At 63.9% G+C, this 26226-nt stretch carries 27 protein-coding genes; 18 read left to right on the plus strand and 9 right to left on the minus strand.

The features are described from left to right. The first annotated feature begins 195 nt into the window (after nt 1-195). Both P1P91_RS04740 and P1P91_RS04745 read left to right on the plus strand, forming a co-directional pair. Nucleotides 196-1545: an 8-oxoguanine deaminase gene (locus tag P1P91_RS04740; protein WP_311884885.1), complete on the plus strand. Its 1350-nt coding sequence runs from the start codon at nt 196-198 to the stop codon at nt 1543-1545. Between the two features lie 69 nt (nt 1546-1614). Beyond that, the gene (locus P1P91_RS04745; RefSeq protein WP_311884886.1) at nt 1615-2706 is read left to right on the plus strand and encodes a uracil-xanthine permease family protein; all 1092 of its coding nucleotides are present in this window, start codon (nt 1615-1617) and stop codon (nt 2704-2706) included. On the opposite strand, the gene P1P91_RS04750 is transcribed toward P1P91_RS04745, so the two are convergent. After that, the gene (locus tag P1P91_RS04750) at nt 2650-3966 is read right to left on the minus strand and encodes an IS4 family transposase (protein ID WP_311882673.1); all 1317 of its coding nucleotides are present in this window, start codon (nt 3964-3966) and stop codon (nt 2650-2652) included. The genes P1P91_RS04745 and P1P91_RS04750 overlap by 57 nt on opposite strands. Nucleotides 3967-4069: 103 nt before the next feature. Here P1P91_RS04750 and P1P91_RS04755 point away from each other — a divergent pair, with 103 nt between their 5' ends. Continuing rightward, nucleotides 4070-4402 carry a solute carrier family 23 protein gene (locus P1P91_RS04755; RefSeq protein WP_311884887.1) on the plus strand — a complete coding sequence of 111 codons (333 nt, stop codon included), beginning with the start codon at nt 4070-4072 and terminating at the stop codon, nt 4400-4402. 75 nt (nt 4403-4477) lie between these two features. Here P1P91_RS04755 and P1P91_RS04760 read toward each other — a convergent pair whose 3' ends face one another. Next, nucleotides 4478-5173, minus strand: a complete 696-nt coding sequence (locus P1P91_RS04760) for an MgtC/SapB family protein (protein WP_311884889.1) — start codon at nt 5171-5173, stop codon at nt 4478-4480. A gap of 127 nt (nt 5174-5300) precedes the next feature. Here P1P91_RS04760 and P1P91_RS04765 point away from each other — a divergent pair, with 127 nt between their 5' ends. Together P1P91_RS04765 and P1P91_RS04770 are read left to right on the plus strand one after the other, a co-directional pair. After that, nucleotides 5301-5624: an IS5 family transposase gene (locus P1P91_RS04765; RefSeq protein WP_407650587.1), complete on the plus strand. Its 324-nt coding sequence runs from the start codon at nt 5301-5303 to the stop codon at nt 5622-5624. 32 nt (nt 5625-5656) lie between these two features. Next, nucleotides 5657-6406: an IS5 family transposase gene (locus P1P91_RS04770; RefSeq protein WP_311882126.1), complete on the plus strand. Its 750-nt coding sequence runs from the start codon at nt 5657-5659 to the stop codon at nt 6404-6406. Here P1P91_RS04770 and P1P91_RS15165 read toward each other — a convergent pair. Further along, nucleotides 6389-6481 carry a helix-turn-helix domain-containing protein gene (locus P1P91_RS15165; protein WP_407650588.1) on the minus strand — a complete coding sequence of 31 codons (93 nt, stop codon included), beginning with the start codon at nt 6479-6481 and terminating at the stop codon, nt 6389-6391. The two genes, P1P91_RS04770 and P1P91_RS15165, sit on opposite strands and share 18 nt — an antisense overlap. Nucleotides 6482-6844: 363 nt before the next feature. On the opposite strand from P1P91_RS15165, the gene P1P91_RS04775 reads away from it, so the two are divergent. From P1P91_RS04775 to P1P91_RS04805, 7 genes are all read left to right on the plus strand, one after another. Continuing rightward, on the plus strand, nt 6845-7900 hold the full coding sequence (locus P1P91_RS04775; protein WP_311884890.1) for a cytochrome-c peroxidase: 1056 nt from the start codon (nt 6845-6847) through the stop codon (nt 7898-7900). Nucleotides 7901-8087: 187 nt separating this feature from the next. Next, a complete protein-coding gene (locus P1P91_RS04780) occupies nt 8088-8837 on the plus strand; it encodes an IS5 family transposase (protein WP_311881913.1) in 750 nt (249 codons plus the stop codon). Further along, nucleotides 8810-9919 carry an RNA-guided endonuclease InsQ/TnpB family protein gene (locus P1P91_RS04785; protein WP_311884891.1) on the plus strand — a complete coding sequence of 370 codons (1110 nt, stop codon included), beginning with the start codon at nt 8810-8812 and terminating at the stop codon, nt 9917-9919. The genes P1P91_RS04780 and P1P91_RS04785 overlap by 28 nt, the downstream gene beginning before the upstream one ends. A gap of 186 nt (nt 9920-10105) precedes the next feature. Continuing rightward, nucleotides 10106-10663, plus strand: a complete 558-nt coding sequence (locus P1P91_RS04790; protein WP_311884892.1) for a YfaZ family outer membrane protein — start codon at nt 10106-10108, stop codon at nt 10661-10663. A gap of 90 nt (nt 10664-10753) precedes the next feature. Further along, the gene (locus P1P91_RS04795) at nt 10754-12427 is read left to right on the plus strand and encodes a carbon starvation CstA family protein (protein WP_311884893.1); all 1674 of its coding nucleotides are present in this window, start codon (nt 10754-10756) and stop codon (nt 12425-12427) included. A 103-nt stretch (nt 12428-12530) separates the two neighbouring features. Then, entirely contained in the window at nt 12531-12821 is a 291-nt protein-coding gene (locus tag P1P91_RS04800) for a cory-CC-star protein (protein WP_311884894.1), read from the plus strand. 38 nt (nt 12822-12859) lie between these two features. Then, a complete protein-coding gene (locus P1P91_RS04805; RefSeq protein WP_311884895.1) occupies nt 12860-13867 on the plus strand; it encodes an ArsA family ATPase in 1008 nt (335 codons plus the stop codon). A 13-nt stretch (nt 13868-13880) separates the two neighbouring features. Here the strand turns inward: P1P91_RS04805 and P1P91_RS04810 are convergent, their stop codons facing one another. From P1P91_RS04810 to P1P91_RS04820, 3 genes are all read right to left on the minus strand, one after another. After that, nucleotides 13881-15656 carry a thiamine pyrophosphate-requiring protein gene (locus P1P91_RS04810; RefSeq protein WP_311884896.1) on the minus strand — a complete coding sequence of 592 codons (1776 nt, stop codon included), beginning with the start codon at nt 15654-15656 and terminating at the stop codon, nt 13881-13883. 51 nt (nt 15657-15707) lie between these two features. Further along, entirely contained in the window at nt 15708-17291 is a 1584-nt protein-coding gene (locus P1P91_RS04815; protein WP_311884897.1) for an FMN-binding glutamate synthase family protein, read from the minus strand. A gap of 155 nt (nt 17292-17446) precedes the next feature. Next, nucleotides 17447-18448 (minus strand): YeiH family protein, encoded by a 1002-nt coding sequence (locus tag P1P91_RS04820; RefSeq protein WP_311884898.1) that lies wholly within the window; start codon nt 18446-18448, stop codon nt 17447-17449. Nucleotides 18449-18618: 170 nt separating this feature from the next. On the opposite strand from P1P91_RS04820, the gene P1P91_RS04825 reads away from it, so the two are divergent. Beyond that, a complete protein-coding gene (locus tag P1P91_RS04825) occupies nt 18619-19533 on the plus strand; it encodes a LysR substrate-binding domain-containing protein (RefSeq protein ID WP_311884900.1) in 915 nt (304 codons plus the stop codon). On the opposite strand, the gene P1P91_RS04830 is transcribed toward P1P91_RS04825, so the two are convergent. After that, nucleotides 19522-20130, minus strand: coding sequence for a CDP-alcohol phosphatidyltransferase family protein (locus P1P91_RS04830; protein ID WP_311884903.1), 609 nt, complete (start codon nt 20128-20130; stop codon nt 19522-19524). The genes P1P91_RS04825 and P1P91_RS04830 overlap by 12 nt on opposite strands. 94 nt (nt 20131-20224) lie before the next feature. Between P1P91_RS04830 and P1P91_RS04835 the strand changes: the two genes are divergently transcribed. Both P1P91_RS04835 and P1P91_RS04840 read left to right on the plus strand, forming a co-directional pair. After that, nucleotides 20225-20950 carry a tellurite resistance TerB family protein gene (locus P1P91_RS04835; protein WP_311884904.1) on the plus strand — a complete coding sequence of 242 codons (726 nt, stop codon included), beginning with the start codon at nt 20225-20227 and terminating at the stop codon, nt 20948-20950. Beyond that, nucleotides 20951-21439, plus strand: a complete 489-nt coding sequence (locus P1P91_RS04840; protein ID WP_311884906.1) for a phosphatidylglycerophosphatase A family protein — start codon at nt 20951-20953, stop codon at nt 21437-21439. It begins immediately after the preceding gene. Between the two features lie 15 nt (nt 21440-21454). On the opposite strand, the gene msrA is transcribed toward P1P91_RS04840, so the two are convergent. Continuing rightward, complete coding sequence (gene msrA, locus P1P91_RS04845) at nt 21455-22123, minus strand: peptide-methionine (S)-S-oxide reductase MsrA (protein ID WP_376717176.1); 669 nt, start codon at nt 22121-22123, stop codon at nt 21455-21457. Between the two features lie 295 nt (nt 22124-22418). Here msrA and P1P91_RS04850 point away from each other — a divergent pair, with 295 nt between their 5' ends. From P1P91_RS04850 to P1P91_RS04860, 3 genes are all read left to right on the plus strand, one after another. After that, nucleotides 22419-22625, plus strand: a complete 207-nt coding sequence (locus tag P1P91_RS04850) for a cold-shock protein (RefSeq protein ID WP_311884908.1) — start codon at nt 22419-22421, stop codon at nt 22623-22625. A gap of 148 nt (nt 22626-22773) precedes the next feature. After that, nucleotides 22774-23436, plus strand: coding sequence for an alpha/beta hydrolase (locus P1P91_RS04855; protein WP_311884910.1), 663 nt, complete (start codon nt 22774-22776; stop codon nt 23434-23436). A 3-nt stretch (nt 23437-23439) separates the two neighbouring features. Next, nucleotides 23440-24498 (plus strand): YihY/virulence factor BrkB family protein, encoded by a 1059-nt coding sequence (locus P1P91_RS04860; protein WP_311884911.1) that lies wholly within the window; start codon nt 23440-23442, stop codon nt 24496-24498. Between the two features lie 39 nt (nt 24499-24537). On the opposite strand, the gene P1P91_RS04865 is transcribed toward P1P91_RS04860, so the two are convergent. Next, complete coding sequence (locus tag P1P91_RS04865) at nt 24538-25944, minus strand: PhoH family protein (RefSeq protein WP_311884913.1); 1407 nt, start codon at nt 25942-25944, stop codon at nt 24538-24540. Nucleotides 25945-26226: the final 282 nt, after the last annotated feature.

Here is a 26226-nt window from a genome sequence, read left to right on the forward strand (position 1 = left end):
CTTTTGGTCAGCTTTGACAGACACTCGGCCTGTCGCCAGTGCACAACAAGACGCCAGAGCGGTATACAAGGCACGGTGACAGACTCCGTAGACAACGACTGCCACCGGCACTATGCAAGGCACCTGAACCACCGAGCCGTGGGTAACCCTTCGTTGCGGTAAAAGGGCGGTCTTTCCCGAGCCGAGGAAAGTTCCATGACTGATAGCTCTCGCACTCTGTGGGTGCGCAATCCGCTGGCCTGCCTGGATAACGAGGCGCGCGGCGGCGTGGTGATACGCGGCACGCGCATTATCGAAAAGGTTGCCGCCGGCGCCCGGCCCCGGGCGCCGATAGACGAGGTGTTCGATGCCTCCCGGCACGTGCTGCTGCCGGGGCTGGTGAACACCCACCACCATTTCTACCAGACCCTGACCCGAGCCTATTCGCCGGCGCTGAACAAGGCGCTGTTCCCCTGGCTGACCACGCTTTACGACGTCTGGGCCAGGCTCGACGAAGATCAGCTGGGCCTGGCAAGCGAGCTTGCCATGGTCGAGCTTTTACTCTCCGGCTGCACCACCGTGGCCGATCACCACTACGTGTTTTCCGGCAAGCTCACCGGCGCCATCGATCGCCAGGTCGAGACCGCCGAGCGGCTGGGCGTGCGCGCTTCGCTGACCCGGGGGTCCATGAGCCTGGGCAAGGAAGACGGCGGGCTGCCGCCGCAGTCCGTGGTCCAGGACGAGGCGTCGATCCTTGCCGACAGCGAGCGGCTGATCGAGCGTTATCATCAGCGCGGCGACGGCGCCATGATCACCGTGGCACTGGCGCCGTGCTCGCCGTTTTCCGTGAGCCGCGAGCTGATGCGCGAAAGCGCTCGGCTGGCGCGGGACAAGGACGTGCGCCTGCATACCCACCTGGCGGAAACCGCCGACGAAACTGCCTACTGCGTAAAGCTCTTTGGCATGCGCCCGCTGGACTACGTGGAAGACTGCGGCTGGCTGTCCGACCGCACCTGGCTTGCCCACGGCATCCATTTCAACGACGACGAGATCGAGCGCCTGGGCCAGGCGGGTACCGGCATTGCCCACTGCCCGTCGTCCAACATGGTGCTGGGCTCGGGGCTGTGCCGCACCCTGGAGCTTGAGCGCGCCGGCGCACCGGTGGGCATCGCCGTCGACGGCTCGGCCTCCAACGACCATTCCAACCTCGCCGAGGAAATGCGCCAGGCCCTGCTGCTCGGACGGCTACATTACGGCCCCGATCAGCTGTCCCACGAGACGGTGCTGCGCTGGGCGACCCAGGGCAGCGCGGCCTGCCTGGGGCGCAGTGACATCGGCGGGCTGGAGCCTGGCCAGCAGGCGGATCTGGCGCTTTTCACCCTGGACGAGGCGCGCTTTTCCGGCGCGGAGAACCCGCTGGCCGCGCTGCTTTTGTGCGGCGCCCACCGGGCCGACCGGGTGATGGTGGCCGGCCGCTGGAAGGTCACGAACGGTGAACCCTGCGGCGTGGATCTTGACGCGCTGCTGCACCGCCACGACGCGGCGGCCCGCCGGCTGACAAGCTGAGGCTCTGCGTCGCGATTTCTTACCGCTAAAGCACGACAACAACAACGCCAATCGGCAGGAGATATAGCCATGTCTGATGCGAACGCAGCACCCGGAGATAACACGGCGCCCGGCTCCGGCCAGAAGCCGGTGCGCAGCACCCACGACGTCAACGCCATGCCGCCTTTGGGGCGTGCCATACCGCTGGGGATCCAGCACGTGCTGGCGATGTTTGTGAGCAACGTCGCGGTTCCCATCATCATCGCCAACGCGGCGGATCTTTCCGAGGCGCGAACCACGTTGATGATCCAGGCGGCGATGTTCGTCGCCGGGGTGGCGACGCTGATCCAGTCGCTGGGGGTTGGCCGCATCGGCGCGCGGCTGCCCATTGTCATGGGAACGAGCTTCGGCTTTGTGCCCATCCTCATCCCCATCGCCGTGGGCATGGGCGTCCCCGCCGCGCTGGGCGCGGCGCTGTGCGGAGGCATCGCCATGGCGGTGGTCGGGCTGCTGCTGCCCTGGTTCCGCTTTCTCTTTCCGCCGGTGGTCACCGGTACCTTCGTGATCATGATCGGGGTGCTGCTGATGCCGGTGGCGTTTTCTCACGTGGGCGGCGGCTTTGGCGTGAGCGACTTCGGCGCGCCCCGCCATATCCTCATGGCGGCAGTGGTGCTGGTCGTGACTCTGGGCATGCACCAGTTCGGCCGGGGCATCTGGTCGGAAATCGCCCCGCTGGCCGGGCTGCTGCTGGGCTATGTGGTCGCGCTGTTGATGGGCGCGGTGGACTTCTCAAGCGTCGGCGAGGCGGCGTGGTTTTCGCTGCCCGTCCCGCTGGCCATCGGCATCGAATTCAAGCTGGCGGCGATCCTGCCCATTGTGCTTTTGTCCCTGGTGACCTGCGCGGAGTCCATCGGCGACATCGTCGGTACCACGGCGGGCGGGCTGAACCGCGAGCCCACCCAGAGAGAGCTTTCCGGCGGCGTGATGGCCGACGGGCTGTGCAGCGTCTTTGCCGCCATCTTCAACGCCTACCCGCAGATCAGCTTCAGCCAGAACGTCGGCGTGGTGGCGCTGACCGGGGTGGTCAGCCGCTACGTGGTGGCCATTGGCGGTAATGCCAGTCAGTTAACGCTGACTGGCATTTTTCTTAGTGGGGTATTTCTGTGGTCGCCGCCTGACTGAGCGAGGATAAGATCGTTCGCGTCGTTCAGGCAGGACGAAGGAAGGTGCCATGTCCAGCATCGACTGAACCACGCCGGGCACGCGTCCTGGCGAGACCCAGGGCAGGATCGTTAACTCCTTGATGAGCCAGTGAGCAGCCTGATGGAAGCTGAGCTGATTGGGATGCACGGCATCCAGGCTATAGGCCATGCGAGCCATCTGGAAGCGGATCAGGTTATAGGCTAACAACGTGCCCCAGAGCTCCTGAAAGACCATCTCCGGGGTGCGGCTACGCAGTGTCAGGCGGTTACCCAGCAGAGATTGCTTCATTTCCCGGTAGCCCAGTTCGATTTCCCAGCGGTGGCTGTAGAGATCGACGATATCCGCCGCCGGAAAGCGCAGCGGGTCGGTCATCGAGGTCAGGATCTGCACTTCCTTGCCGTTCACCTTGCGGCGTAACAGCCGCGCCGTCATCGTCGGCGGCAAGGCTGGCCACTTCTTGCGCGCCTGAGGTGACGTCGACAGGGTCACCAGGCGATCCTGCCGGCCTAGTGAGCGCTCTTCCTGATACTGTGTTCCCTTCTTTAGAGGAATCAGCCAATGCCGCTGCTCGCCGGCGCTCTGCCAGGCATGCAGCAAACCCAGTGAGTAGAACCCACGATCAAACAGCGTCAGGGAGTGATCCGGGGTGCTGCCGATGAGCTGAGTGGTCAGCTCCATTTCACTGCTCGCGACACTGTCGAAGGCGGATCCCGTCAGCAGGTGGCTGGTCAGCTCCATCTGGCACACCATGCGAATCTGCGGATAGCTCGCCTCCCCCTGAGCATTGCGCGTGCGCGCAAAGGCTGCCTGATTCTCGGGAGAGTCAGGAGTACGCCAGACCACACCATCAACGCCCAGTAACGTCAGACCACTCCAGTGGGGGTGAGGGGTCTGCTGATGCCACAGGGCCTGGGTCTGCTCGAAGACGCGCTTGACGGGCTCCACTCCAAGCCGTTGACGTGCCTGCACCACGGCACTGGGCGCGACGAAGGGACGCTTGCCGGGCAGCATGATGTCGAGGTGATTGACGATCTGCCCCATCGGGATATGCCGAAACAAGGCCATCCCGACAACCGCCCAGACCACCATGTCCAACGGCAGGCGACGCTTGCGCAGTGTGGCCACGCCGGCTTCTTCAAGACAGGTGTCGATCAGTTCAGGGGAGAGCACCTCGGAGAGGCTGGAGAAATCGTCGGGTACCGACTTGGCGATGGCATCAATAGCGTCGCTGAAATGCATGGACCTTCCCGTGTCAGTGTGCCTGACACGGGAAGGTCTCATGATCAACTTATTGAGAACAGGCTTAACTGACTGGCATTAGGCCATTGGCGGCACCTTTTTGATGCTCGCCGGGCTCTTTCCCAAGCTCGGCGGCGTGGTGTCGAGCATACCCGATGCGGTGCTCGGCGGCGCCGTGCTGATCATGTTCGGCATGATTGCCAGCGCCGGCATCAAGATGCTCAGCGGCATCGAGTTCAACAAGCGCAACATGGTCATCATTGGGCTGTCGCTGTCGGCGGCGATCGGCCTGCCGGCCCAGGAAGAGCTGTTCGCCACCTATTCGGAAAACGTGCGCGCGATCATCGAGTCGGGGCTGATTCCCGGCGCGCTGATCGCCATCGTGCTCAACCTGGTGCTGCCGCACGACAGGGGCAGCGTCGCTGAAAGCGCCTAGCGGCGCCCGGTGTTTCCATTTGCCTGAACGCAGCGAAAGGGACAGCGCCCGCCGACAAGGCGGGCGCTTCTGGTATCAGCCGCCGGACGGCGTCAGGCGGTATTCCACAATGGTCTGCGACTGGCGCAGGGTCGCCGCCAGCCGGGCCAGGTTCTTGTGGCCGTGGGTTTGCAGCACCATGGAATAGTGAAACAGCTGACCGTTTTCGCTCAGCCGGTAGCTCATGGTCTTGACCTTGCAGCCGTGGCGGGCGATCAGCGCGCGCACCTGGTCTTCGTCTGCCACGGCGTCGATGGGGTAGCACAGCTCGTGGTCGGCAAAGAGCTCGGTGGGGATGAGCGTCTCCACCCGGCGGAAAAGCGACAGCGTCAACAGCGTCGCCGCCGTGGCCACCACCGCCGGCAGGAGAAAGCCCACGCCGTAGAGGATGCCCAGTACCGAGGTCATCCAGATCGAGGCGGCGGTGGTCAGCCCGTGCACCGTGAGCCCTTCCTTGAAGATGACCCCGGCGCCGAGAAAGCCGATGCCGGTCATGATGTCCTGGGACATGCGGGTGGGGTCGGCGCGGATCGACGACATCGGCAGGCTGGGGTCGAGCCACTGGGCCTGGTGGGTGGAAAGCAGCATCAACAGCGCCGAGGCGGCGCACACCAGGGCGTGGGTGCGAAAGCCCGCCGGGCGGCCGTGAAAGCTGCGCTCAAGGCCGATCAGGCTGCCCGCCAGCCAGGCGGCGCCAAGGTAGAGCAGCAGGGTCGTGGTGTCGTCGGACATGGCAAGCTCCTGAAGCGCGCGGAAGAAACGCCGCTTGATCAGCGCATTGGGGTCAGGTCACCTAGGGTGTGTTAACAATCATTAGTTTCGTTTAAACTGATTTAGTATTCATAGATTTTGGTGGGCCATGAGTCGGTTGAAGTTACGCGATGATCAGTGGGAGCGAATCGAGCACCTGCTCCCCGGCAAAGCCTCAGACTGTGGGGTAACTGCCAAGGACAATCGCCTGTTCGTGGAAGCCGTGCTCTGGATCGCTCGGACCGGCGCCCCGTGGCGTGATCTTCCCGAATCTTTTGGGCGCTGGCACACCGTCTACATGCGGTATAACCGTTGGTCACGAAAGGGCGTTTGGCAGCGTATTTTTGACACAGTAGCCGACGATCCCGATCTAGGGCCTGTTGACGTTTCATGGCAGGGGTATTGGCAGGATAGGGGCAAGCTCGCAGAATAAAGGTTCCCACACCAACAAACTGCAAGCCTGCCATGCCCCGACAAATGCTCACGGATGAACACTGGTCGAAGCTGAAACCTATCCTGCTTCAACAAGGTATTTATGACAAGGCCGACTTGCGTACCACGATAGAAGGCATCCTTTATCGGATGCGCACCGGCTGCCCGTGGCGGGACCTACCGGAGACGTTTGGCCCCTGGAACACGGTCTACAAGCGTTTTAACGCCTGGTCAGCGAGTGGAAAGCTGATGAGGCTTTTCAGCTCTCTGGTGGAGGAGCCTGATGTTGAGTGGCTGTTCATTGATGGCTCCTACGTCAAGGCCCACCAGGACAGCACCGGAGCTGCCACGGAAGACGCAGAAGCCATTGGCAAAAGTCGTGCAGGCAATACCAGCAAGATCCACTTGACCGTAGATGCCTATGGGCTACCGATCACCTTCAGAATAACCGGGGGTGAGGTGCACGACAGCACGGAAGCCCGGGCATTGATTGACGATTTGCCAGCGGGTGATGCATTGGTGGCTGACAAGGGCTATGACAGCGAGCGTATCCGTGGACAGATCGAAGCCAAGGGCATGGCTGCCGTCATTCCACGCAAACGCAACTCAAAGAAAGGAAATGCCAATCTGGACAGAGGCTTATATCGCTATCGGCATCTGGTTGAGAATGCCTTTGCTCGATTGAAGCCGTATCGCGCCATCGCAACGCGTTACGACAAGCTCAAGCGAAACTACGAAAGCATGGTGGCCTTGGCCTGCGGCTTTTTATGGCTGCCCATGTGAAACGTCAACACGCCCTAGCAATACCGCCTGCTCGGGCGTGGGATAAAACCGTTCTTTGTAGGCGCGTTTTGTCATGCTGTATAAATATCAGGCTATGCTCAGGATTTCAACCGGGCACCGCATGGCGGTGCGCGCTTATACCACCGCCCGCATTGGGCGATGCTTTACGCGCAGGTTGGTAAAAAATCGCTATCCGGCTCGGCGCTGGCGGCCTTTCTCCCGTGACGCCCCGCGACGACCGCCAGCGCGGCCCTTTGACGTACGTCAAGGAAAGCGCGGATTTTTGAGGCTATCGGCTTTCAAACTACCTCTTTTGGGTTATCTTCAAGGTTAAAAAGACATTAAAGAAGACATTAAAAAAGCACGGCGTGCGATGCTATCGCGCTCGCCTAACGCCCGTGCACCGCACCGTGAAGCATAAAATCAAGGGAGCACTCCATGGCACACCGCACACTGGGCACGCTGGCCGCTGCCGGCCTGCTGGTGATAGCCGCCGGCGCCGGCGCCGACGACCTGCAGCAGCGCGCCGCCAAGCAGTTCAAGCCCATCCCCCAGTACCCGCCGGTGATCGACGGCAACGAAATGACCGACGACAAGATCACCCTGGGCAAAATGCTGTTCTTCGAGCCGCGCCTGTCGGCCAGCCACCTGATCAGCTGCAACACCTGCCACAACGTCGGCATGGGCGGCCATGACTACCTGCCGGTCGCCATCGGCCACGGCTGGCAGAAGGGCCCGCGCAACTCGCCCACGGTGTATAACGCCGTGTTCAACGCCGCCCAGTTCTGGGACGGCCGCGCTGCCGACCTCGCCGAACAGGCCAAGGGCCCGGTGCAGGCCGGCGTGGAAATGAGCAGCACCCCCCAGCGCGTCGAGGACACGCTTTCCAGCATGCCCGAGTACGTCGAGCGCTTCCGCCGGGCCTTCCCCGGCGAAGAGAACCCGGTCAGCTTCGACCACATGGCTACCGCCATCGAAGCCTTTGAAGCCACGCTGATCACCCCGGACGCGCCCTTCGACCGCTACCTGCGCGGCGACACCGGTGCCCTGGACGATCAGGAGCAGCGCGGGCTGGCGCTGTTCATGGACAAGGGCTGCGTCTCCTGTCACAGCGGCATCAACCTGGGCGGTCAGAACTACTATCCGTTCGGCCTTGTGGCCCGCCCTGACGGCAAGATTCTACCCAGCGGCGACAAGGGCCGCTTTGCGGTAACCGAAACCGAGTCGGACGAATACGTGTTCCGCGCCGCGCCGCTGCGCAACATTGCGCTGACCGCGCCCTACTTCCACTCGGGCGCCGTCTGGGACCTGGAAGAGGCCGTGGCGGTGATGGGCACGGCCCAGCTGGGCGCCGAGCTTGGCGAGGAGGAAGTCACCGACATTACCGCCTTCCTGCACACCCTGACCGGCGACGTGCCGAGCATCACCTACCCCGAGCTTCCGCCCAGCACCGACGCCACCCCGCGCCCGGACCCGAGCGCGCCCACGCCGTAACGCCGGCCTTGTGGCACCTTTCATGTACGGGCAGCCTTTTGGCTGCCCGCTTTTTTGGGCGGCACTGGCAGCCGGCGTCACGGCGCATTAAGCTAGGGTCTGTTGACGTTTCATGGCAGGGGTATTGGCAGGATAGGGGCAAGCTCACAGAATAAAGGTTCCTAAGCCAACAAACTGCAAGCCTGCCATGCCCCGACAAATGCTCACGGATGAACACTGGCCGAAGCTGAAATCTATCCTGCTTCAACAAGGTATTTATGACAAGACCGATCTGCGTACCACGGTGGAAGGCATCCTTTATCGGATGCGAACCGGCTGCCCGTGGCGGGACCTACCGGAGGCGTTTGGCCCCTGGAACACGGTCTACAAGCGCTTCAACGCCTGGTCAGCGAGTGGAAAGCTGATGAGGATTTTCATCTCTCTGGTGGAAGATCCTGATGTCGAGTGGCTATTTATTGATGGTTCCTACGTCAAGGCTCACCAAGATAGCACTGGGGCTGCCACGGAAGATGCAGAAGCCATTGGCAAAAGTCGTGCAGGCAATACCAGCAAGATCCACTTGGCCGTGGATGCTTATGGGTTGCCGATCGCCTTCAGAATAACCGGGGGTGAAGTGCACGACAGCACGGAAGCCCAGGCATTGATTGACGGTTTGCCGGCAGGTGACGCGCTGGTGGCTGACAAAGGCTATGACAGTGAACGTATCCGTGAGCAGGTCGAAGCCAAAGGAATGGCTGCCGTCATTCCACGCAGGCGTAACTCGAAAAAAGGAAATGCCAATCTGGACAGAGGGTTATATCGCTACCGGCATCTGGTTGAGAATGCCTTTGCTCGATTGAAACCGTATCGCGCCATTGCGACGCGCTACGATAAGCTCAAACGAAATTACGAAAGCATGGTGGCCTTGGCATGCGGCTTTTTATGGCTACCAATGTGAAACGTCAACAGGCCCTAGCGCAATCGTTTGGCTGTGTGCGTTTTGTCTGGAACAACACCCTGGCATATCGCACCGAGGCCTACCAGGAGCGCGAAGAAACCATCTCGCACTCGGCAGCGGAAAAGCGGCTGGTGGCCCTCAAGGCGGAATACCCATGGCTGCAGGACGTGTCCAGCGTCATTCTGCAACAGGCCCTGCGCGATCAAAATTCCGCCTTCGACAACTTCTTCAACCCAAAGCTGAAAGCGCGGTATCCGCGTTTCAAGGCCAAGGACGGTCGGCAATCCATCCGGCTGACCAGGGCGGCCTTCCGCTATCGGGACGGAGAGATCACTATCGCCAAGACGAAGACGCCCTTGCCGATCCGCTGGAGCCGGCCTCTGCCCAGCGCCCCATCCAGCGTGACGATTTCGCGCGACCGGGCCGGACGCTATTTCATCAGTTGCCTGTGCGAATTCACGCCCGAGCCATTGCCGACCTCTCCCCGCGCCGTCGGCATCGATCTGGGGCTGACCGATCTGTTCATCACCAGCAACGGGCAGAAGGCCGGCAATCCGCGCCACCTCAAGCGGTATGCCGCCAGGCTGGCGTATCGGCAACGCCGGCTGGCGAAAAAGCAGAAGGGCTCGAACAACCGCCACAAAATGCGCCGGAAAGTGGCGCGTCTGCATGCCAAAATCGCGGACTGCCGCCGCGATGCGATCCACAAGGCCACTCGTGCACTGATCAACGAAAACCAAGTGATCTGTGTCGAGTCGCTGAACATCACCGGCATGGTCAAGAACCGTGCCCTGGCCAGAGCTATCAGCGATGCCGGCTGGGGCGAGTTCGTGCGCCAGCTTGCCTACAAAGCCGAATGGGCCGGCCGTCAACTGGTTCAGGTGAGCCAGTGGCTGCCCAGCAGCAAAATATGCCACGGCTGCGGCCATCGAGTCGAAAAGCTGCCGTTGTCGCAGCGCCATTGGCACTGTGATGGCTGTGGCCGAGCCATCGACCGCGACATCAACGCGGCGAACAATATCCGAACCGCCGGACTGGCGGGGCTAGCCTGTGGAGCGACCGGAGCGGGGGCCGTGGCCTAGCCACGGTCTAGTGAAGGCGTGTCGAAGCAGGAAGGTTCTCGGGGTGACCCAAGAACCCTCGCCCAAAGCGCTTGGCGCGGCGGGCGGGGAGTGTCAGCCGCAATAAACATTCGTGGGTGTATGATAGTTGGGCCCCGGCGCTCGGACGCCGGCTATTTTTCGCTTGTCTTTCAGGAAGTCATGCTCATGTTGAAAAAATCTGCCGCGCTGCTGGCGTCGACAGCCGCGCTGTTTGCCTTCAGCCAGAGCGCCCTGGCGCTCAGCGTATCGGCCAATGCCCACCAGGACGGCTACGGCGTCCAGGCAAGCCAAAGCATCCTGCCTACCGTGCGCGCCGGTGCGGGGTACTTCACCTCGGACGACAGCGGTCACCATGCGGATATTTATTCCGGCTCGCTGATGTTTTCACCGCCCCTGCCGGTGGCCGACGTCGACGTCGGCGCCCGCTACCAGTACCAGGACACCTACTACGGCGACGGCGGCGGCGTGGGGATCGGCGGCTCGGTGTTTGTACCCACGCCGGTGCCGCTGCTGCGGGTGGGCGGCTACGGTTTTTATACGCCCGAAGGGTTGACCCACGGCAGCCTCAAGGAAAGCTACGACTACGGCGCCGAAGCGCGTATCCGGCTGACGTCGCACACCTACGCCTTCGGCGGCTATCGCTACTACCGTACGCAGTTTGACCACCAGAGCACCCGCACCCTGGACCGCGGAACGGTCTTTGGCATCAGCGTAGGCTTTTAAGCCGGCGCCGCGGGGTGGTTGACGCCGGGGTGGACGTCTGCGACATATGAGGGTTCACAACAAAACCGCAATCCGTGAAGGGAACCATTCATGAGTGCAGTCATTATATTGGCGCTGGGCCTTGCCGTGATGGCGCTCGGGTACCTGGTGTACTCGAAGCTGATCGTCGAGAAAATATTCCGCCTGGATCCGGACTTCAAAACCCCGGCCCACGAGTTCGAGGACGGCGTGGACTTCGTGCCCACCAACCGCTATGTGCTCTGGGGCCACCACTTTACCTCGGTAGCCGGAGCCGCGCCCATTGTGGGGCCCGCCATTGCGGTGATCTGGGGCTGGCTGCCGGCCTTTCTATGGGTGGTCTTCGGCACCGTGCTGTTCGCCGGCGTGCACGATACCGGCGCGGTCTGGGCCAGCGTGCGCAACAAGGCGCGCTCGGTAGGGGCGCTGACCGGCGACGTGGTCGGCAAGCGCGCGCGCAGCGTGTTCATGATCGTGATCTTTTTGCTGCTGCTGATGGTCAACGCGGTGTTCGCCGTGGTCATCGCCGGGCTGATGATGAAATACCCCAGCGCCGTGGTGCCGGTGTGGGGGGCGATTGCGGTGGCGCTGGTGATCGGCCAGCTGATCTACCGGCGTATTCTCAGCCTGGCCGTGGTCTCCCTTCTCGGCGTGGTGGCGCTTTACGCCCTGATCGGCATCGGCCCCTCGGTGCCGGTGCAGATGCCCGAGCAGGTGGGGGCGATGTCCGGCAACGCGGTGTGGATTCTGATCCTGTTCGGCTACGCCGCCGTGGCCTCGCTGTTGCCGGTGTGGATGCTGCTCCAGCCCCGGGACTACATCAACGGCCTGCAGCTGTTCATCGGCCTGATCATCCTTTACGGCGCGCTGGTGGTGTTCAACCCCACGCTGGTCGCGCCCATGGTCAACGCCGACGTGCCCGAGGGCACGCCGTCCATGCTGCCACTCTTGTTCGTGACCATCGCCTGCGGGGCGATCTCGGGTTTCCACGGCCTGGTGGCCGGCGGCACCACCTCCAAGCAGCTCGACAAGGAAACCGACGCGCGCTTTGTCGGCTACTTCGGCGCCGTGGGCGAGGGCATGCTGGCGCTGGGGGCGATTCTTGCCGCCACCGCGGGCTTTGCCACCTACGGCGACTGGAGCGCGATGTACGACGCCTTCGGCAAGGGCGGGGTCAACGCCTTTGTCGACGGCGGCGCCTACATCATCAACAACGGCATGGGCCTGCCGGAAACCACCGCGGCGACGCTTCTCACCGTGATGGCCGCGCTCTTTGCCGGCACCACCATGGATACCGGCCTGCGCCTGCAGCGCTACATCTTCCAGGAGTGGGGCGAGATCTATAACCAGCAGTGGATGAAAAAGCCGGCGGTGGCCACCCTGCTGGCCGTGGGCACCTGTCTGGTGCTGGCCTTCGGCGCGGGAGCCGACGGCTCCGGCGGGCTGCTCATCTGGCCGCTGTTCGGCACCACCAACCAGCTGCTGGCGGGGCTGACCCTGCTGGTGGTCTCGGTGATGCTGATGCGCCTGGGCCGGCCGGTGTGGTACACCCTGGCGCCGCTGATCTTTTTGCTGGTGATGACGGTGCTGGCGCTGTTCACCCAGCTGAAGAGCTTCTATGAAGCGGAAAACTACTTCCTGCTGGGGCTGGATATCGTGGTGCTGATCGCCTCGATTCTGGTGGCCATGGAGTGTGCCGCCACGCTCAAGCGCCTGCGCCAGGAAAAGGCCGAGCAGGTCGGCTGATCGCGGCGACGCCGCGCTGGCGACTTGTTCCACTTCAAGGGCGGCCTGCGGGCCGCTCTTTTGCGTTATCCTGTTCGATGAACTGACCCCTGGGGGAGGACGCATGTCTGACGACGATCTGTCACGCGGCGAAAAGCTCAAGGCCTGGCTGGGTCGCGCCCGCTATCTGGCCGAGGAGTACTACAGCGCGCCGTACCGGGGCGCCATCGCCCGCGCCAAGCGCGACGAAGACGATCTTTTCATGCTGATGGTGTTTTCCGAGCTCATGGGCGTGCCCAACCCGGTGGGGTATTACACCCTGGAGCTGCAGCCGCTGATGCTCGAGCGCTTTCACGACTGGCATCTGCGCATGGGCATGGAGCATTCGCCCCTGGACGAGATGCGCTGCTGCTGACCCACCGTGCCCCATTGTTTGAGAGAAAAAGGCCAACCATGAAACAACTTCTCGAGCGCCGCCTGCTGTGGATAGGCGGCAAGGGCGGCGTGGGGAAAACCAGCGTCGCGGCGGCGCTGGCGCTTGTGGCCGCTCGGCGCGGGCGCAGAACCCTGGTGGTCTCCACCGACCCGGCCCACAGTCTGGGCGACGTGTTCGACCGCGAGCTGGGCGATGCGCCGCGCCGGCTGGTGCCGGGGCTTGACGCCATGGAGATCGACCCCGATGCCGAAGTCGAGGCGCACCTGAAGCGCGTTACCGGCCAGATGCGCCGCTTTACCGTGCCGCGGATGATGGACGAGATGGAGCGCCAGATGCGCCTGTCGCGCCAGTCGCCGGGCACCCAGGAGGCCGCGCTTTTGGAGCGTATCGCCCGGCTGGTGGTGGACGAAGGCGCCGATTACGACCTGATCGTGTTCGACACCGCGCCCACCGGCCACACCCTGCGCCTTCTAAGCCTGCCCGAGGCCATGGCCGCCTGGACCGACGGGCTTCTGTCCCACAGCCGCAAGTCCGAGGAGCTGGGCAAGGTGCTCAAGCACTTGACGCCCAAGGGCGGCCAGGACGTGGCCTCGCCCTTTGCCGACCCGGCCAGCGAAGGCGAAAGCGACCTTGATGACCGCGCCCGCTCCATCGCCGAGACGCTGAAAGACCGCCGACGGCTGTTCCTCCAGGCCCGCCGGGCGGTAGAAGACAAGGGCGTGAGCAACTTCGTGTTCGTGCTGACGCCGGAGCGGCTGCCGATTCTGGAAACCGTGCGCTCGGTCGAGGCGCTGAAGGAGGCGGGGATTCCGGTGGCGGCCACCCTGGTGAACCGGGTGATACCGGCAAGCGCCGACGGCGAGTTCTTACGCCGCCGCCGGGCGCAGGAGGCGCAGTACCTGGCGCGCATCGACCGCGAGCTTGAAGGCTACCCGCGCCCGCGGCTGCCCCTGCTTGAAACCGACGTCCAGGGGCTCGAGGTGCTCGAAGCGCTGGCCGGCCATCTGGAAGCCGCCGGCTTTTGACCGCCGCGCGGCCCTAAAACCACTTGGCTGCCATCTGGAGCATGGATTCGCGGATAACGTGTTTGGCGTCGCTGTCACCGCTGGCCATCGAGCTCATGAAGCTCTTGGCCTGGTCAAGGCTGATGTGCGGCGGCAGCGGCGCGATTTCGGCGTCGGTATAGGCATTGATGACCACCGGGCGGTCGGCGGCCAGCGCTTCGGCCCAGACGCGCTCGATATCCTCCGGACGTTCCAGCCGCAGCCCCTTCAGCCCCAGCAGCTCGGCATATTCGTCAAAGGCGAAGTCGGGCAGATCCTGGGAGGTGTCAAAGCGGGGCTCGCCTTCCATGACCCGCTGCTCCCAGCTGACCTGGTTCAGGTCGCGGTTGTTGAGCACCAGCACAATCGCCGTGGGGTTTTCCCACTCCTGCCAGTATTTGGCCAGGCTGAGCAGGCCCTGATTGCCCAGCATCTGCATGGCACCGTCGCCCACCATGGCAACGCCCGGACGGTCGGGGAAGGCAAACTTGGCGGCGATCAGATAGGGCACGCCGTTGCCCATGGAGGCAAGCCCCCCGGAGACCGAGCCCATTACCCCGCGCTTGATTTTCAAATGCCGGGCATACCAGTTGGTGCCCGAGCCCACGTCGCAGGCAAGCAGGGCGTTTTCCGGCATCTGGCGCGATAGCCCGGCAAACACCGCCTGGGGGTTGATGGGGCTGGCCCTGACCTGTGCCCGCTCGTCCATCAGCGCCCACCAGTCGCGGGTTTTCTTGATCAGCTTTTCCTGCCACTGGCGGTCTTTCTTGTGTTCGATCCGCTCGCTCAGGGCCGCCACCGTGGCGCGGGCATCGCCTGCCAGGTTGACCTCGGTGGGGTAGCGCAGCCCCAGCGCTTCGGCGTCAATATCGATTTGCACCGCCCGAGCCTGGCCTTCCACGGGCAGAAACTCGGCGTAGGGAAAGCGGGTGCCGATCAGCAGCAGGGTATCGCAGCCGGCCATCATGTCGGCGCTGGGCTCGGTGCCGAGCAGGCCTACCGTGCCGGTGACGTACTCCACGTCGTCGGGGATCATGGTCTTGGCCAGAATGGCCTTGGCCACGCCAGCGCCCAGCTTGTCGGCCAGGGCGAGCACTTCGTCGACCGCATGCTTGCAGCCGGCGCCGGCGAGAATGGCGACCTTGTTGCCGGCATTGAGCACCTCGGCGGCCTGGTCAAGGTCAGCGGCGTCGGGGAGGGTGTGGGGCGTGCGGTAGCCGCTGCCGGAAAACACCGCGCCGTGCTCGTGGGGCGGGTCGGCCATGGGCAGATCCTGAACGTCGTTGGGCACGACAATGGCCGTTACCGTGCGCCGGGCAATGGCGATGCGGATCGCCTGGTCGATGAGATGGCGCGCCTGCGCCGGCTCGCTGACCATGTGCACATAGTCACCGGCGACGTCCTTGTAAAGCGAGACCAGGTCGATTTCCTGCTGGTAGTCGGTGCCCAGGCTCATGCGCGCCTGCTGTCCGACAATGGCCACCGCCGGCATGTGATCCTTCTTGGCATCGTAAAGGCCGTTGAGCAGGTGCACCGCACCCGGCCCGGAAGTAGCAATGCACACGCCCACCTCGTCGGTGAACTTGGCGTGGCCGCTGGCCATGAAGGCGGCCAGCTCCTCGTGGCGTGGCTGCACCATGCGCGGATTGCCGTCGGCGCGGCGCAGCGCGGCCATCATGCCGTTGATGCCGTCGCCGGAGTAGCCGTAAACCCGGTGGATGCCCCATTGCCGAAGCCGTTTGACGATAAAATCGCTGACGGTATCACTCATGTACTGCTCCTTTTTCAGCGGATGAAGGTTCAGTGGTGAAGGCGGCATGGCTCAAAAGTGCTCGGCCCGGGCCATCTCCCAGGCCTCGGCGTACTCCACCGGCACCTCGCCCTTGAGGAAGTCGCCGGATTGCACCCGTGGATGGAGAAAGGTGCAGGAGCGCGACGGGCCTTTCAGCGAACGGCGATACACGTGCTGGGGGCCCAGCTCGTCGGGGCTGTCGAGCCCCAGCGTGCCGACGATATCCATGAACGAGGCCACGGTGGCCTTGTGATAGTTGTGCACCTGCTTCGACTTGGCCTCCACGTCCAGCGAGCGGCTGCGCGCCGGATCCTGAGTGGCGACCCCGGTGGGGCAGGTGTTGGTGTGGCAGCGCAGCGCCTGGATGCAGCCCACCGAGAACATGAAGGGGCGGGCAGCGTTGCACATGTCCGCGCCCAGGGCGATTTTTTCCACCATGTCAAAGCCCATGGCCACCTTGCCGCTGGCGATGACGGTAACGTCGTCGCGCTTGCCGATGCCCACCAGGCAGTTGTGCACAAAGGGCAGCGCTTCGTTGATGTAGGTGCCGATAAAATCGGAAAACTCCGTGGGCGCCGCCCCGGTGCCGCCTTCGGCGCCGTCCACGGTGATGAAGTCGGGGACGATACCGGTTTCCAGCATGGCCTTGCACACCGCCATGAACTCGTGGTGGCGGCCCAGGCACAGCTTGAAACCTGCCGGCTTGCCGCCGCTGAGCTCGCGCAGGCTCTGGAGAAAGCGCAGCATGCCCGCGGGCGTGTCGAACTCCGGATGGCTCGCCGGCGAGGCGCAGTCGCGGCCCACCGGGATATCCCGGGTGCTGGCGATTTCGCGGTTGACCTTGGTGCCGGGCAGAAGCCCGCCGTGCCCCGGCTTGGCTCCCTGGGACAGCTTGAGCTCGATCATCCTGACCTGGTCGCGAGTGGCCTTTTGCGCGAAACGCTCGGCGTTGAACGTGCCGTCGTCGTTGCGACAGCCAAAGTAGGCGCTGGCAATTTCCCAGATCAAGTCGCCGCCGTGGGCCTCGTGGTAGGGGCTGATGGCCCCTTCGCCGGTGTCCTGGGCAAAGCCGCCGAGCCTGGCCCCCTTGTTCATGGCGGCTACGGCGTTGGCGGAAAGCGAGCCAAAGCTCATCGCGGAGATGTTCAGCCGCGAAGAGCTGTAGGGCTGGGTGCACTGGGCATTGCCGATGGTGAGCCGCGCATGGCGAACAGGCACCGCTTTCGGGGCCATGGAGTGCTGCACGAAGTGAAAGCCGGTATCTTCCATGTCACGCCGGGTGCCGAACGGCGAGGTGGAGCCTTCCCCCCGGGCCCGGGAGTAGACGATTTCACGCTGTTCGCGGTTGAACGGCCGTCCGCTCAGGTCAGACTCGAAGAAATACTGGCGCAGCTCCGGGCGGATGAACTCGAACAGGTAGCGCAAATGGCCGACGACGGGGTAGTTGCGCAGGACGTTGCTGTGAGAGTTGAGGTCCCACGCCCCCAGCGCGGTAAGCGCCGGCAGCACGCACCAAAGCCACAGCCACTGAGGCGCCTGAAAGGCGAGGACGATCCCCAGCAGGGCCGAAAGTGCCAGAAACGCGTAGTAAATCAACCTTGGATTGCCGAACATGGGTCTCCTCAAGCGGCGGTATGGAACGGGCGGGTAACAGGGTCTGGATATAGTGCGCGTCTCGGCGAAAACCTTCAATTCATCGGTTTCCCGCCATAAAAAAAGCGGCCGCTGGGGCCGCTTGGGTTGGCGTTTTGCTGGCTGGGCGGTGGCGCCTAGCCCATTACGAGAAGGCTTGCCGCGCCGCCGCCGCCGATCAGCAGAGCGAAGAGGATCAGGCCGAGAATAAACGGGCGGATGCCCAGCGCCCGAAGCTTTTCGATGCGGGTTTCAAAGCCCAGCGCGGCCATGGCCATGGCCAGGCCGAGCTGGCCGGCGAGCACCAGGGCGTTGTGGAGCAGGGCAGGAAGGGGCAGCACGCTGTTGACCCCGACCATGGCCATGAAGCCGAAGGCAAACCAGGGGATCGGCAGCTTGGCCGCCTCGCCGCTCTCGGTGGCCCGGGCTTCATTCTTGCGCAGCCACCACTGGCCGACAATCAGCAGGAAGGGAATCAGCAGCATCACCCGCACCAGCTTGACCACGATGGCGTTGGTCAATGCTTCGGGGCCTACCGCGTCGCCGGCGGCGACTACCTGGGCCACTTCGTGAACGGTGGCGCCGATGTACACGCCGTAGAGGCCCTCGGCCATGTGCAGAACCGAATAGAGCAGCGGGTGGATCAGCATGGCCAGCGTACCGAACAGCACCACCGTGGCCACCGCCATGGACGCCGCTGCCGGCCGCGAACGAATGGTGGTTTCCGTGGCCAGCACCGCCGCCGCGCCGCAGATCGCGCTGCCGGCGCTGGTCAGCAGGGTGGTTTCCCGGTCCATGCCCAAAAGGCGCGTGCCGATGAAGTAGCCTACCACCACCACGCAGGCGATCACGATCGCATCGAGCAGGATGATTTTCGGCCCCAGATGAAAAATCTGCTGCACGGTGAGCGAGAAGCCGAACAGCACGATACCGCCGCGCAGCAGCCAGCGGGTGGCAAACTTGAGCCCCGGCTGTGCAGAAGCGGCAAGCCCGCGGGCGGCGGGCAGGTTACCCAGCACCAGCCCCAGCAGCAGGGCAAACACCAGCGGGCTGATGCCGCTCTCGGCGATGCCGGGCAGTATGGAGATACCAAAGCCCGCAAGGGTCAGGACGGCGCACAGAAACAGGCCTTGCCACATGACGTTACTCCTGAAAAGTGAAATCTGCGGCACAGTCTATGCGCTGACGGGTTATATGATTATCGTAAAATAACCATATGACTATTCGGTAAAAGCGATAAGCTTGATGATTCGTCGTTGCCTTTTGCCGATCAGCTACGCCACTTACTGCCTCCGGAGAGCGCGCCGCCATGCGCCACGCCGTCACCTTTCGCCAGCTGGAAGTCTTCGTTGCCGTCACCCGGGAGGGCACGGTGGTGGCCGCCGCCCGGGCGCTGCGCCTGTCCCAGTCGGCCACCAGCCAGGCGCTTGGCGACCTGGAGCGCCACCTGGGCGTGGCGCTGTTCGAGCGGCTGGGCCGCCGTCTGCGGCTCAACGACATGGGGCGGGCGCTGCTCCCCCGGGCCGAGCGGCTGCTCGACGGCATGGCGGACTTCGTCGCCGCCGCCGAAGAGCCGGACGGCACGCTGCAGGGCACGCTCAACGTCTCGGCCAGCGCTACCGTGGGCACCTATCTGCTGCCGCCCCTGGCCGGGCGCTTCAGCGATACGCACCCGGGCGCCGATCTGCGGCTGAAGCTGCGCAACACCGGCGAGGTCGTCAACGACCTGCTGCGCTTCGATGCCGATCTGGGGCTGATCGAAGGGCTTTGCCACGAACCTCGGCTGCAAAGCGAAGCCTGGTGCGAGGATCGGCTGGTGATCATTGCCGCGCCCGGGCATCCGCTGGCGCAAAAGCCCGCGCCCCGGGTCAGCGATGCCGAGCTTGCCAGGGCCCAGTGGATCCTGCGCGAGAACGGCTCGGGCACTCGGGAGATCTTCGAGTCGGCGGCGCTTGGCCACGTCAAGCAGCTCAACGTACGCATGGAGCTGAGCCAGCACGAGGCTATCAAACAGGCGGTCAAGGCCGGGTTCGGGCTGGGCTGCCTGTCCCGGCTGAGCGTGGCCGGCGAGCTGGCCCGGGGCGAGCTGGTGGCGCTTGAAAGCGAGCTTGCGCTGTCGCGGACGTTCTCGCTGGTGTGGCATCCGGAGCGCTACAGAAGCCCCCTGTGGCAGGCGTTCAAGGTGTTTCTGGTCGAGCAGCGCGACACCGTGCTAGCGGCGTAGGGCGCGGTAGCCGCCCCACAGACGGGTAGCGGTGGTGACCAGGCAGGCCAGGGCAAACAGCGTGGCAAGCCAGGCAAAGTGCCCGGGAAAGAGGCAGAACAGCGCCAGAGCGGCCAGGGTTTCGGTGCCTTCGGTGAGCCCTTCCATGTAGTAAAAGGCCTTTTGCGGAAAGCGCGGGCGCCGGATGCCGCGCCGGTTGGCGGCGATGGCAAAGGCCAGAAACGACGTCCCGGTGCCGATAAAGGCCAGCAGCAAAAACGCGGCGGCGAGCGCATTGGCCGCCGGGTCGGCCAGGGCAAAGCCGAACACCACCGCGGCGTAGAAAACGAAATCCAGCCCGATGTCGAGAAAGCCGCCGGCATCGCTGGTTTCGCCGGCAAGCCGGGCAAGCGCCCCGTCCAGGCCGTCGCCCAGACGGTTGAGCGCAATCGCCACAAGCGCGGCGCCGTAGTACTCAAGCGCCAGCAGCGGCAGGGCGATTATGCCCACGACAAAGGCTCCGAGGGTAACCTGGTCCGGCGTCAGCCGGCCGTAGAGCCGGCGGGCGAGCCGCTCGAGCGGGCGTTGGGTCAGCGGCATGGTAAAGCGGTCGAGCATAGGGTATTCCTGTAGCGTAGCGGTTGAACGTACGATCGTAGTTTCGACATGCGTGCATGATGCACTGACAGACGACGGTGGGAAGGAGAATGCCATGAATGCGAGCCAAATATTTCAGCAGGTGATGAAGCAGGCCGGCGGCCAGGGCCGCAGCCAGGACAGTGCCCAGAGCGGCAGCGGCTCGGGGGTCAAGGACATGGTAGACGGCCTTTCACGGCAGCTGAGCGGCGGCGGCTCCGGCAGCGGAGTGGACATGAAAAGCCTGCTGGGCGGCGGTACGCTGGGCGCGCTGCTGGGCTCCAAAGGCGGGCGCAAGATGGGCGGCAAGGCGCTCAAGTACGGCGCCATTGCCGGGGTCGGGGCGCTGGCCTGGAAGGCCTGGAAAAGCTCGCAGCAGTCTTCCTCTGGCGACGAGAACGGCGAGAATGACGGCGCTGATCGTGTCGAGGTGCTCGACGGCGATGGCCAGGAGCGGCGCAGCCTGGAGCTGCTCAAGGCCATGATCATGGCCGCCCGGGCGGATGGCCACATCGACGAAGACGAGCAGGCGCTGATTTCCGGACAGATCGAAGACATGGGCGCCGACGAGGAGCTCAGCCGCTGGGTAGAGCAGACGCTCAAGGAACCGCTGGATGCCAAGGCCCTGGCCAGCGAAGCCGATTCGCCCCAGGCCGCCCGGGAAATGTACCTGGTCAGCGTGGCCGTGGTGGATGAGCAAAACCCCATGGAGCGCGCCTGGCTGGATCAGCTGGGCAGCGCCCTGGAGCTTGGCGATGACGTTACTGCCGAGCTCGAGCGCCAGGCGCAGCAGGCCGGCTGAGTGGACACCTTGACGCTATGGCTGGCAACGGGGCTGGGCGTCGGCTTTATGCCGGTGGCCCCGGGCACGTTCGGTTCGCTGTGGGGGCTGCCGCTGGCATGGTGGCTGGGCGATAAAACGCCCGGGCGCCAGGCGTCCCTTGTCGCGATCATGGCGCTGCTGGCGGTACCGATATGCCACTGGGCCTCGGTCACGCACTTTGCCGGCGGCGACGCCGGGAGCATCGTGCTCGACGAGATCGTGGCGTTTCCGCTGGCGCTGCTGGGGCTTGCCTTCACGGGGCGGCCCGCCGCGCGGCAGCTTTCCTGGCTGGCGCTGGCCTTCGCGCTGTTTCGCGCCTTTGATGCGCTCAAGCCGCCCCCGGTCAGCTGGGTGGAAACGCTGCCCGGCGGGATCGGCATCGTCGCCGACGACCTGGTGGCCGCCGGGCTTGCCTGGGGTTGCATGGCGTTGATCATGCGCGCCGGGCAGCGCTATCGCCAGGCCTGACGGGGTTGGCGCGAGCTAGTCAAACGTGGGGCCGCCGGCCTCGTCGCCCCAGATCTCTTCCAGGCGGTCATCGCGGCCGCAGCGGAAACGGTAGAACTTGTAGCGCAGCGGGTTTTTCTCGTAATAGTTCTGATGGTAGTCCTCGGCTTCCCAGAACGTGCCGGCGGGGGCAATTTCGGTAGCGATGGCCCGGTCGAAACGCTCCTGCATCTCGGCCAGCGACGCTTCGGCAAGCTCCCGCTGGCGGTCGTTTCGGTAGAAAATGGCCGAACGATACTGGGCGCCGGTGTCGCAGAACTGGCGATCTTCGGCGAAGGGGTCGACGTTGCGCCAGAAAATCTCCAGCAGTTCGGCGTAGCCGATCTCGTCGGGGTCGTAGGTGATCCTGACCGCCTCGGCGTGGCCGGTGCCGCCGCCCGAAACGGTTTCATAGTCGGGGTTTTCCCGCTCGCCGCCGGTGTAGCCCGAGGTGGTCGCCGTGACGCCGGGCTGGCGGTCATAGGGCGGCTCCATGCACCAGAAGCAGCCGCCGGCAAAAATCGCCGTGGCGAGGTCCTCGGCGGCGCTGTCGGCCGGCGCCTCGGGGCTATCGGCGGCGTGCGCCGTGGGGAAAGCCAGGCCGGCGGCGAGCAGCCCGGCAAGCGGTAGGGAGCGAAGCAATAGTGAACGAAGCAACAGCGGCATAGGGGCTCCTGTGGCGCAGCGCGCCGGCGCAGGGTGTCAGGGTGAGCCGAAAGTGTACGGCTTTCTTGCTATGTATCATATTTGTATATGAAAGGGGATGGCAACAATATTTTGCGGTTTGTGTTGACGCGGGTCCGGGGAAAGGCCATGATGCCTCTCAGTTGGTTAGCAAGTGGAACGTTGTCAGCAGCATCGAAGCGCCTCAAGCGTTGAGTCTGGTGAAAGTTTCTTGTTCTACCCACTGCAATTCGGGTATTACCCGGCTCTATATTTCGCTACATCGAGGATATCGATCATGGCAACTGGTACCGTCAAGTGGTTCAACGACACTAAAGGCTTCGGCTTTATTTCTCCGGACGACAACGGCGACGATCTGTTCGTCCACTTCTCCGAAATTCAGGCTGAAGGCTTCAAATCCCTGCAGGACGGCCAGAAGGTTTCCTTCGACGTCACCCAGGGCAAGAAAGGCCTTCAGGCGTCCAACGTCGTAGCCGAAGACTAAGCGCTACGCCGCTAACGGCCAGCATCAGGCCGGCTGGACAAGAAAACCCCGCTACGGCGGGGTTTTTTGCTGTCCGGCTTTTGGCCGGTGAGGCATTGCGCTAGGGTAGCGTGGACAATGCGAGTCAAGAGGGGAGAGATACCGAGCCATGACGCAACAAAGTGAGCTGATTATCGAACCGTTGTCGGGGCGGCCGGCCAACGCCTGCGTGTTTATCCTGCACGGGCTGGGCGCCGACGGCTACGACTTCGAGCCGCTGGTGCCCCAGCTTGACCTGCCCGCCGGCGCCGAGGTCCGCTTTGTCATGCCCCATGCGCCGCGGCTGGCGGTCAGCGTCAACAACGGCATGACCATGCCGGCCTGGTACGACATTCTGTCCGTGGATCTGGGGCGCGAGGTGGATAGCGGACAGCTGGCAAGCTCGGCAGAGCGCATCCAGCAGCTGATGCGGCGCCAGATCGAAGGGGGAATCGACAGCCGGCGCCTCGTCGTTGCCGGGTTTTCCCAGGGCGGCGCGGTAGCCTATCAGGCCGCGCTTACCTTTGAGCAGCCGCTTGCCGGGCTGCTGGCCATGTCCACCTACCTGGCCGACCGCGACGTGCCGGGCCCGGGTGACGGCGCTGCGCTGCCCATTGAGGCGCACCACGGCACCGCCGATCCGGTGGTGCCCGAAAGCCTCGGCCGGCAGAGCGTCGAGACGCTGCGCGCGCTGGGTTACGCGGTGGAGTATCGCACCTATGAAATGGCCCATGCGCTGTGCCCGGAGCAAATCGGCGACATCAGCCGCTTTTTGGGCGCGCGGCTCGCGTAGGCGATGGGCGGCGCATCGCGAGGGCGCAACGCCCGTCACCCCGAGCAGATCCCGCGGCGCGGCTGGCGCGACGTCGCCTGGCGCGTGTATCACGAGGCCGGGCAGGATCGCATTACCCTGCTGGCGGCGGGCGTGGCGTTCTACGCGCTGCTGGCGCTGTTTCCCGCTATTGCCGTGGTGGTCTCCGTCGGCGGGCTGCTGTTCGACCCCTATGAAGCCGGGCAGCAGCTGCGCGATCTGACCCGCTTCATGCCGCCGGACGCCGCCGGGCTGATTGCTCGCCAGGCGCAAAAAGTGGCCCAGAGCGCGGAAGATCGCGGCGGCGTGGCGGCGCTGATCAGCGGGGTAGTGGCGCTGTTCGTGGCGTCGAAAGGCGTGCGCGGGCTGATCGCGGGGCTCAACGTGGTATACGGCGAAGGCGACAAGCGCAGCCGCGTCAAGCGCAGTGCGATGGTGATGGCGCTAACCCTGGGGATGATCGTGATGACGCTTTTGACCCTTGGGTTTATCGCGCTGGTGCCGTTTGGCATGGCGTACATGCCGCTCTCGTCGCTCATGGAGCGGCTGCTTTACTGGCTGCGCTGGCCGGTGTTGCTGGTGGTGATGAGCCTGGGCATTGCGCTGCTGTACCGCTTTGCGCCGTATCGGCGGGCGCCGCGCTGGCAGTGGCTGAGCGTGGGTACGCTGCTGGCGACGGTGCTGTGGCTGCTGGGCTCGGGCGGGCTTTCGCTTTACGCGCGGTACTTTTCCCGCTTCAGCGAGCTGTACGGCTCGCTGGGGGCCGTGGTGGTGTTGATGCTGTGGTTCTGGTTGTCGGCGTTTGTGGTTTTGCTGGGGGCGGAAATCAACGCCCAGATGGAGCGCCAGACGCGCAGGGATACCACTGTGGGGCGCGAGCGCCCCATGGGCAGCCGGCGTGCCCACGCAGCCGATACGCTGGGCGCGGAGCACCCCTGGCACGCGGATGCGAGCCCTGACGGAATGAACCATGAGGACAGCGACAAGAGCCGGGAAAAAGCCGATGGCGAAAAACCGGGAGCGAAGCAGCCGCCACAAGCCTGACCGCGCGTGGCGCGGTCAGGAAGTCGCAAGCAGGGCTGGCTACAACAGTTCTTCGGCGGCCAGCGCCAGGCGCGAACGCTCCACGCTTTTCAGCGTGATGTGGCCGGCGTGGGGCCAGTCGCGAAAGCGCTCGACCACGGCGGCCATGCCGCAGGTATTGGCGGTGAGGTAGGGCGTGTCAATCTGGCCGACGTTGCCCAGGCAGACGATCTTGGTGTTTTTCCCCGCACGGCTGATGAGCCCCTTGAGCTGCTTGGGAGTGAAGTTCTGCGCTTCGTCGATAATCAGCAGCGTATCGTTGAGCGTGCGTCCGCGCATGAAAGTGGGCGAGCGGATTTGCACCCGAGAGCCGATCAGCTGGCGGGTGGCGCTGTCGTCCCAGCTGGACTCGCCTTCCTCGCTGCGCAGTAGATTATCCATGTTGTCGTGGAAGGCGCCCATCCACGGTGACATTTTCTCTTCTTCGGTGCCGGGCAGAAAGCCGATGTCTTCCCCCATGGCAATGGGCGCGCGAGTAAACACGATGCGCTCGAAGTCACGATGATCCAGTGTCTGCTGGAATGCCGCGGCGAGTGTCATGAATGTCTTGCCGGTACCCGCGTTGCCGGCGATGGTAACCAGGTCAATGTCTTTGTCCATCAGCAGGTTGAGGGTAAAGTTCTGCCGGCTGTCATGGGCGTGAACGCCCCATACGCCGCCGTGATGGCGGTAGTTGGTGAGCAGTTCAAGACGTGCGGTGGAGGGAGATATATCGCGCACGATGGCTTCGAATTCGGCGCCGTTTTCGCTGTCCGATACCAGCATGCCCGCATGCCATTCCTTGGGAATGTCGCCTTTCATCTGGTAAAAGGTGCGCTGTTCCACGCGCTCGACGTTGACCTGCACATCCAGCGTCTCCCACAGCGGGGCAGCGTGTTGGTCGCGGCTGTAAACCGCCGCGCCTTCGATCATGCTGTCGCTGTCGTCGAAGGCGCGGTCGCTCAGGTAGTCTTCTACCGGAACGTTCAGGGCCGCTGCCTTGATGCGCAGGTTGATGTCTTTCGACACCAGAATCACCGAGGCATCGGGGCGCTCATCCCGCAACCGGCAGGTTTCCGCCAGCAGGCGGTTGTCGGCGCTGGAGAACAGGCGCTCAAGCGGCTTCAGGTCGTCGTAGCATAAAAAGCGCAGTCGGCCGGGTTCGCCGGTGGCGCGGGGGAGAGGGATGCCGCGTTCAATATCGGCAAAGCTGGCTCGGTGGGTCAGGTCGGACAGCGTGCGGCTGACCTGACGGGCAGTGCGGGCAATATCACGGATGCCGTTTTTGTGCTTGTCCAGCTCTTCAAGCACTGTCATGGGGATCACCACGTCGTGCTCGTCAAAGTGGTAAAGCGCCATGGGGTCGTGGATCAGTACGTTCGTGTCGAGCACATAAAGCCGTGTGGCTTTCTTTTCGAGTCGGACCATCGTTGGAAGCACTCCTGCGTTGACAGCAACATCGACACGGGCGAGGCCGTTGGCATGGCCGTGTCGTTCCCTGGCGTGTTCCGGTGGCTCCTTCTTCTGTGGGTTCTGTGGGGCCTGGTGTCACAGGCCGTTGCCTGTGAAGCACATGGAGGCGGTTGACTCAGTTCTAGTGTCGGTCAGCGCCAACGCTTTTACCATACCGCGCCAGGCGAAAGGCTTAAAGGCAATGTGTTCACGGCGGGTGTTCGTCCGAATAATGTTCCCTGATATCGTCGGATCAGC

The sequence above is a fragment of the Halomonas piscis genome, assembly GCF_031886125.1.
Taxonomy (GTDB): domain Bacteria; phylum Pseudomonadota; class Gammaproteobacteria; order Pseudomonadales; family Halomonadaceae; genus Vreelandella; species Vreelandella piscis.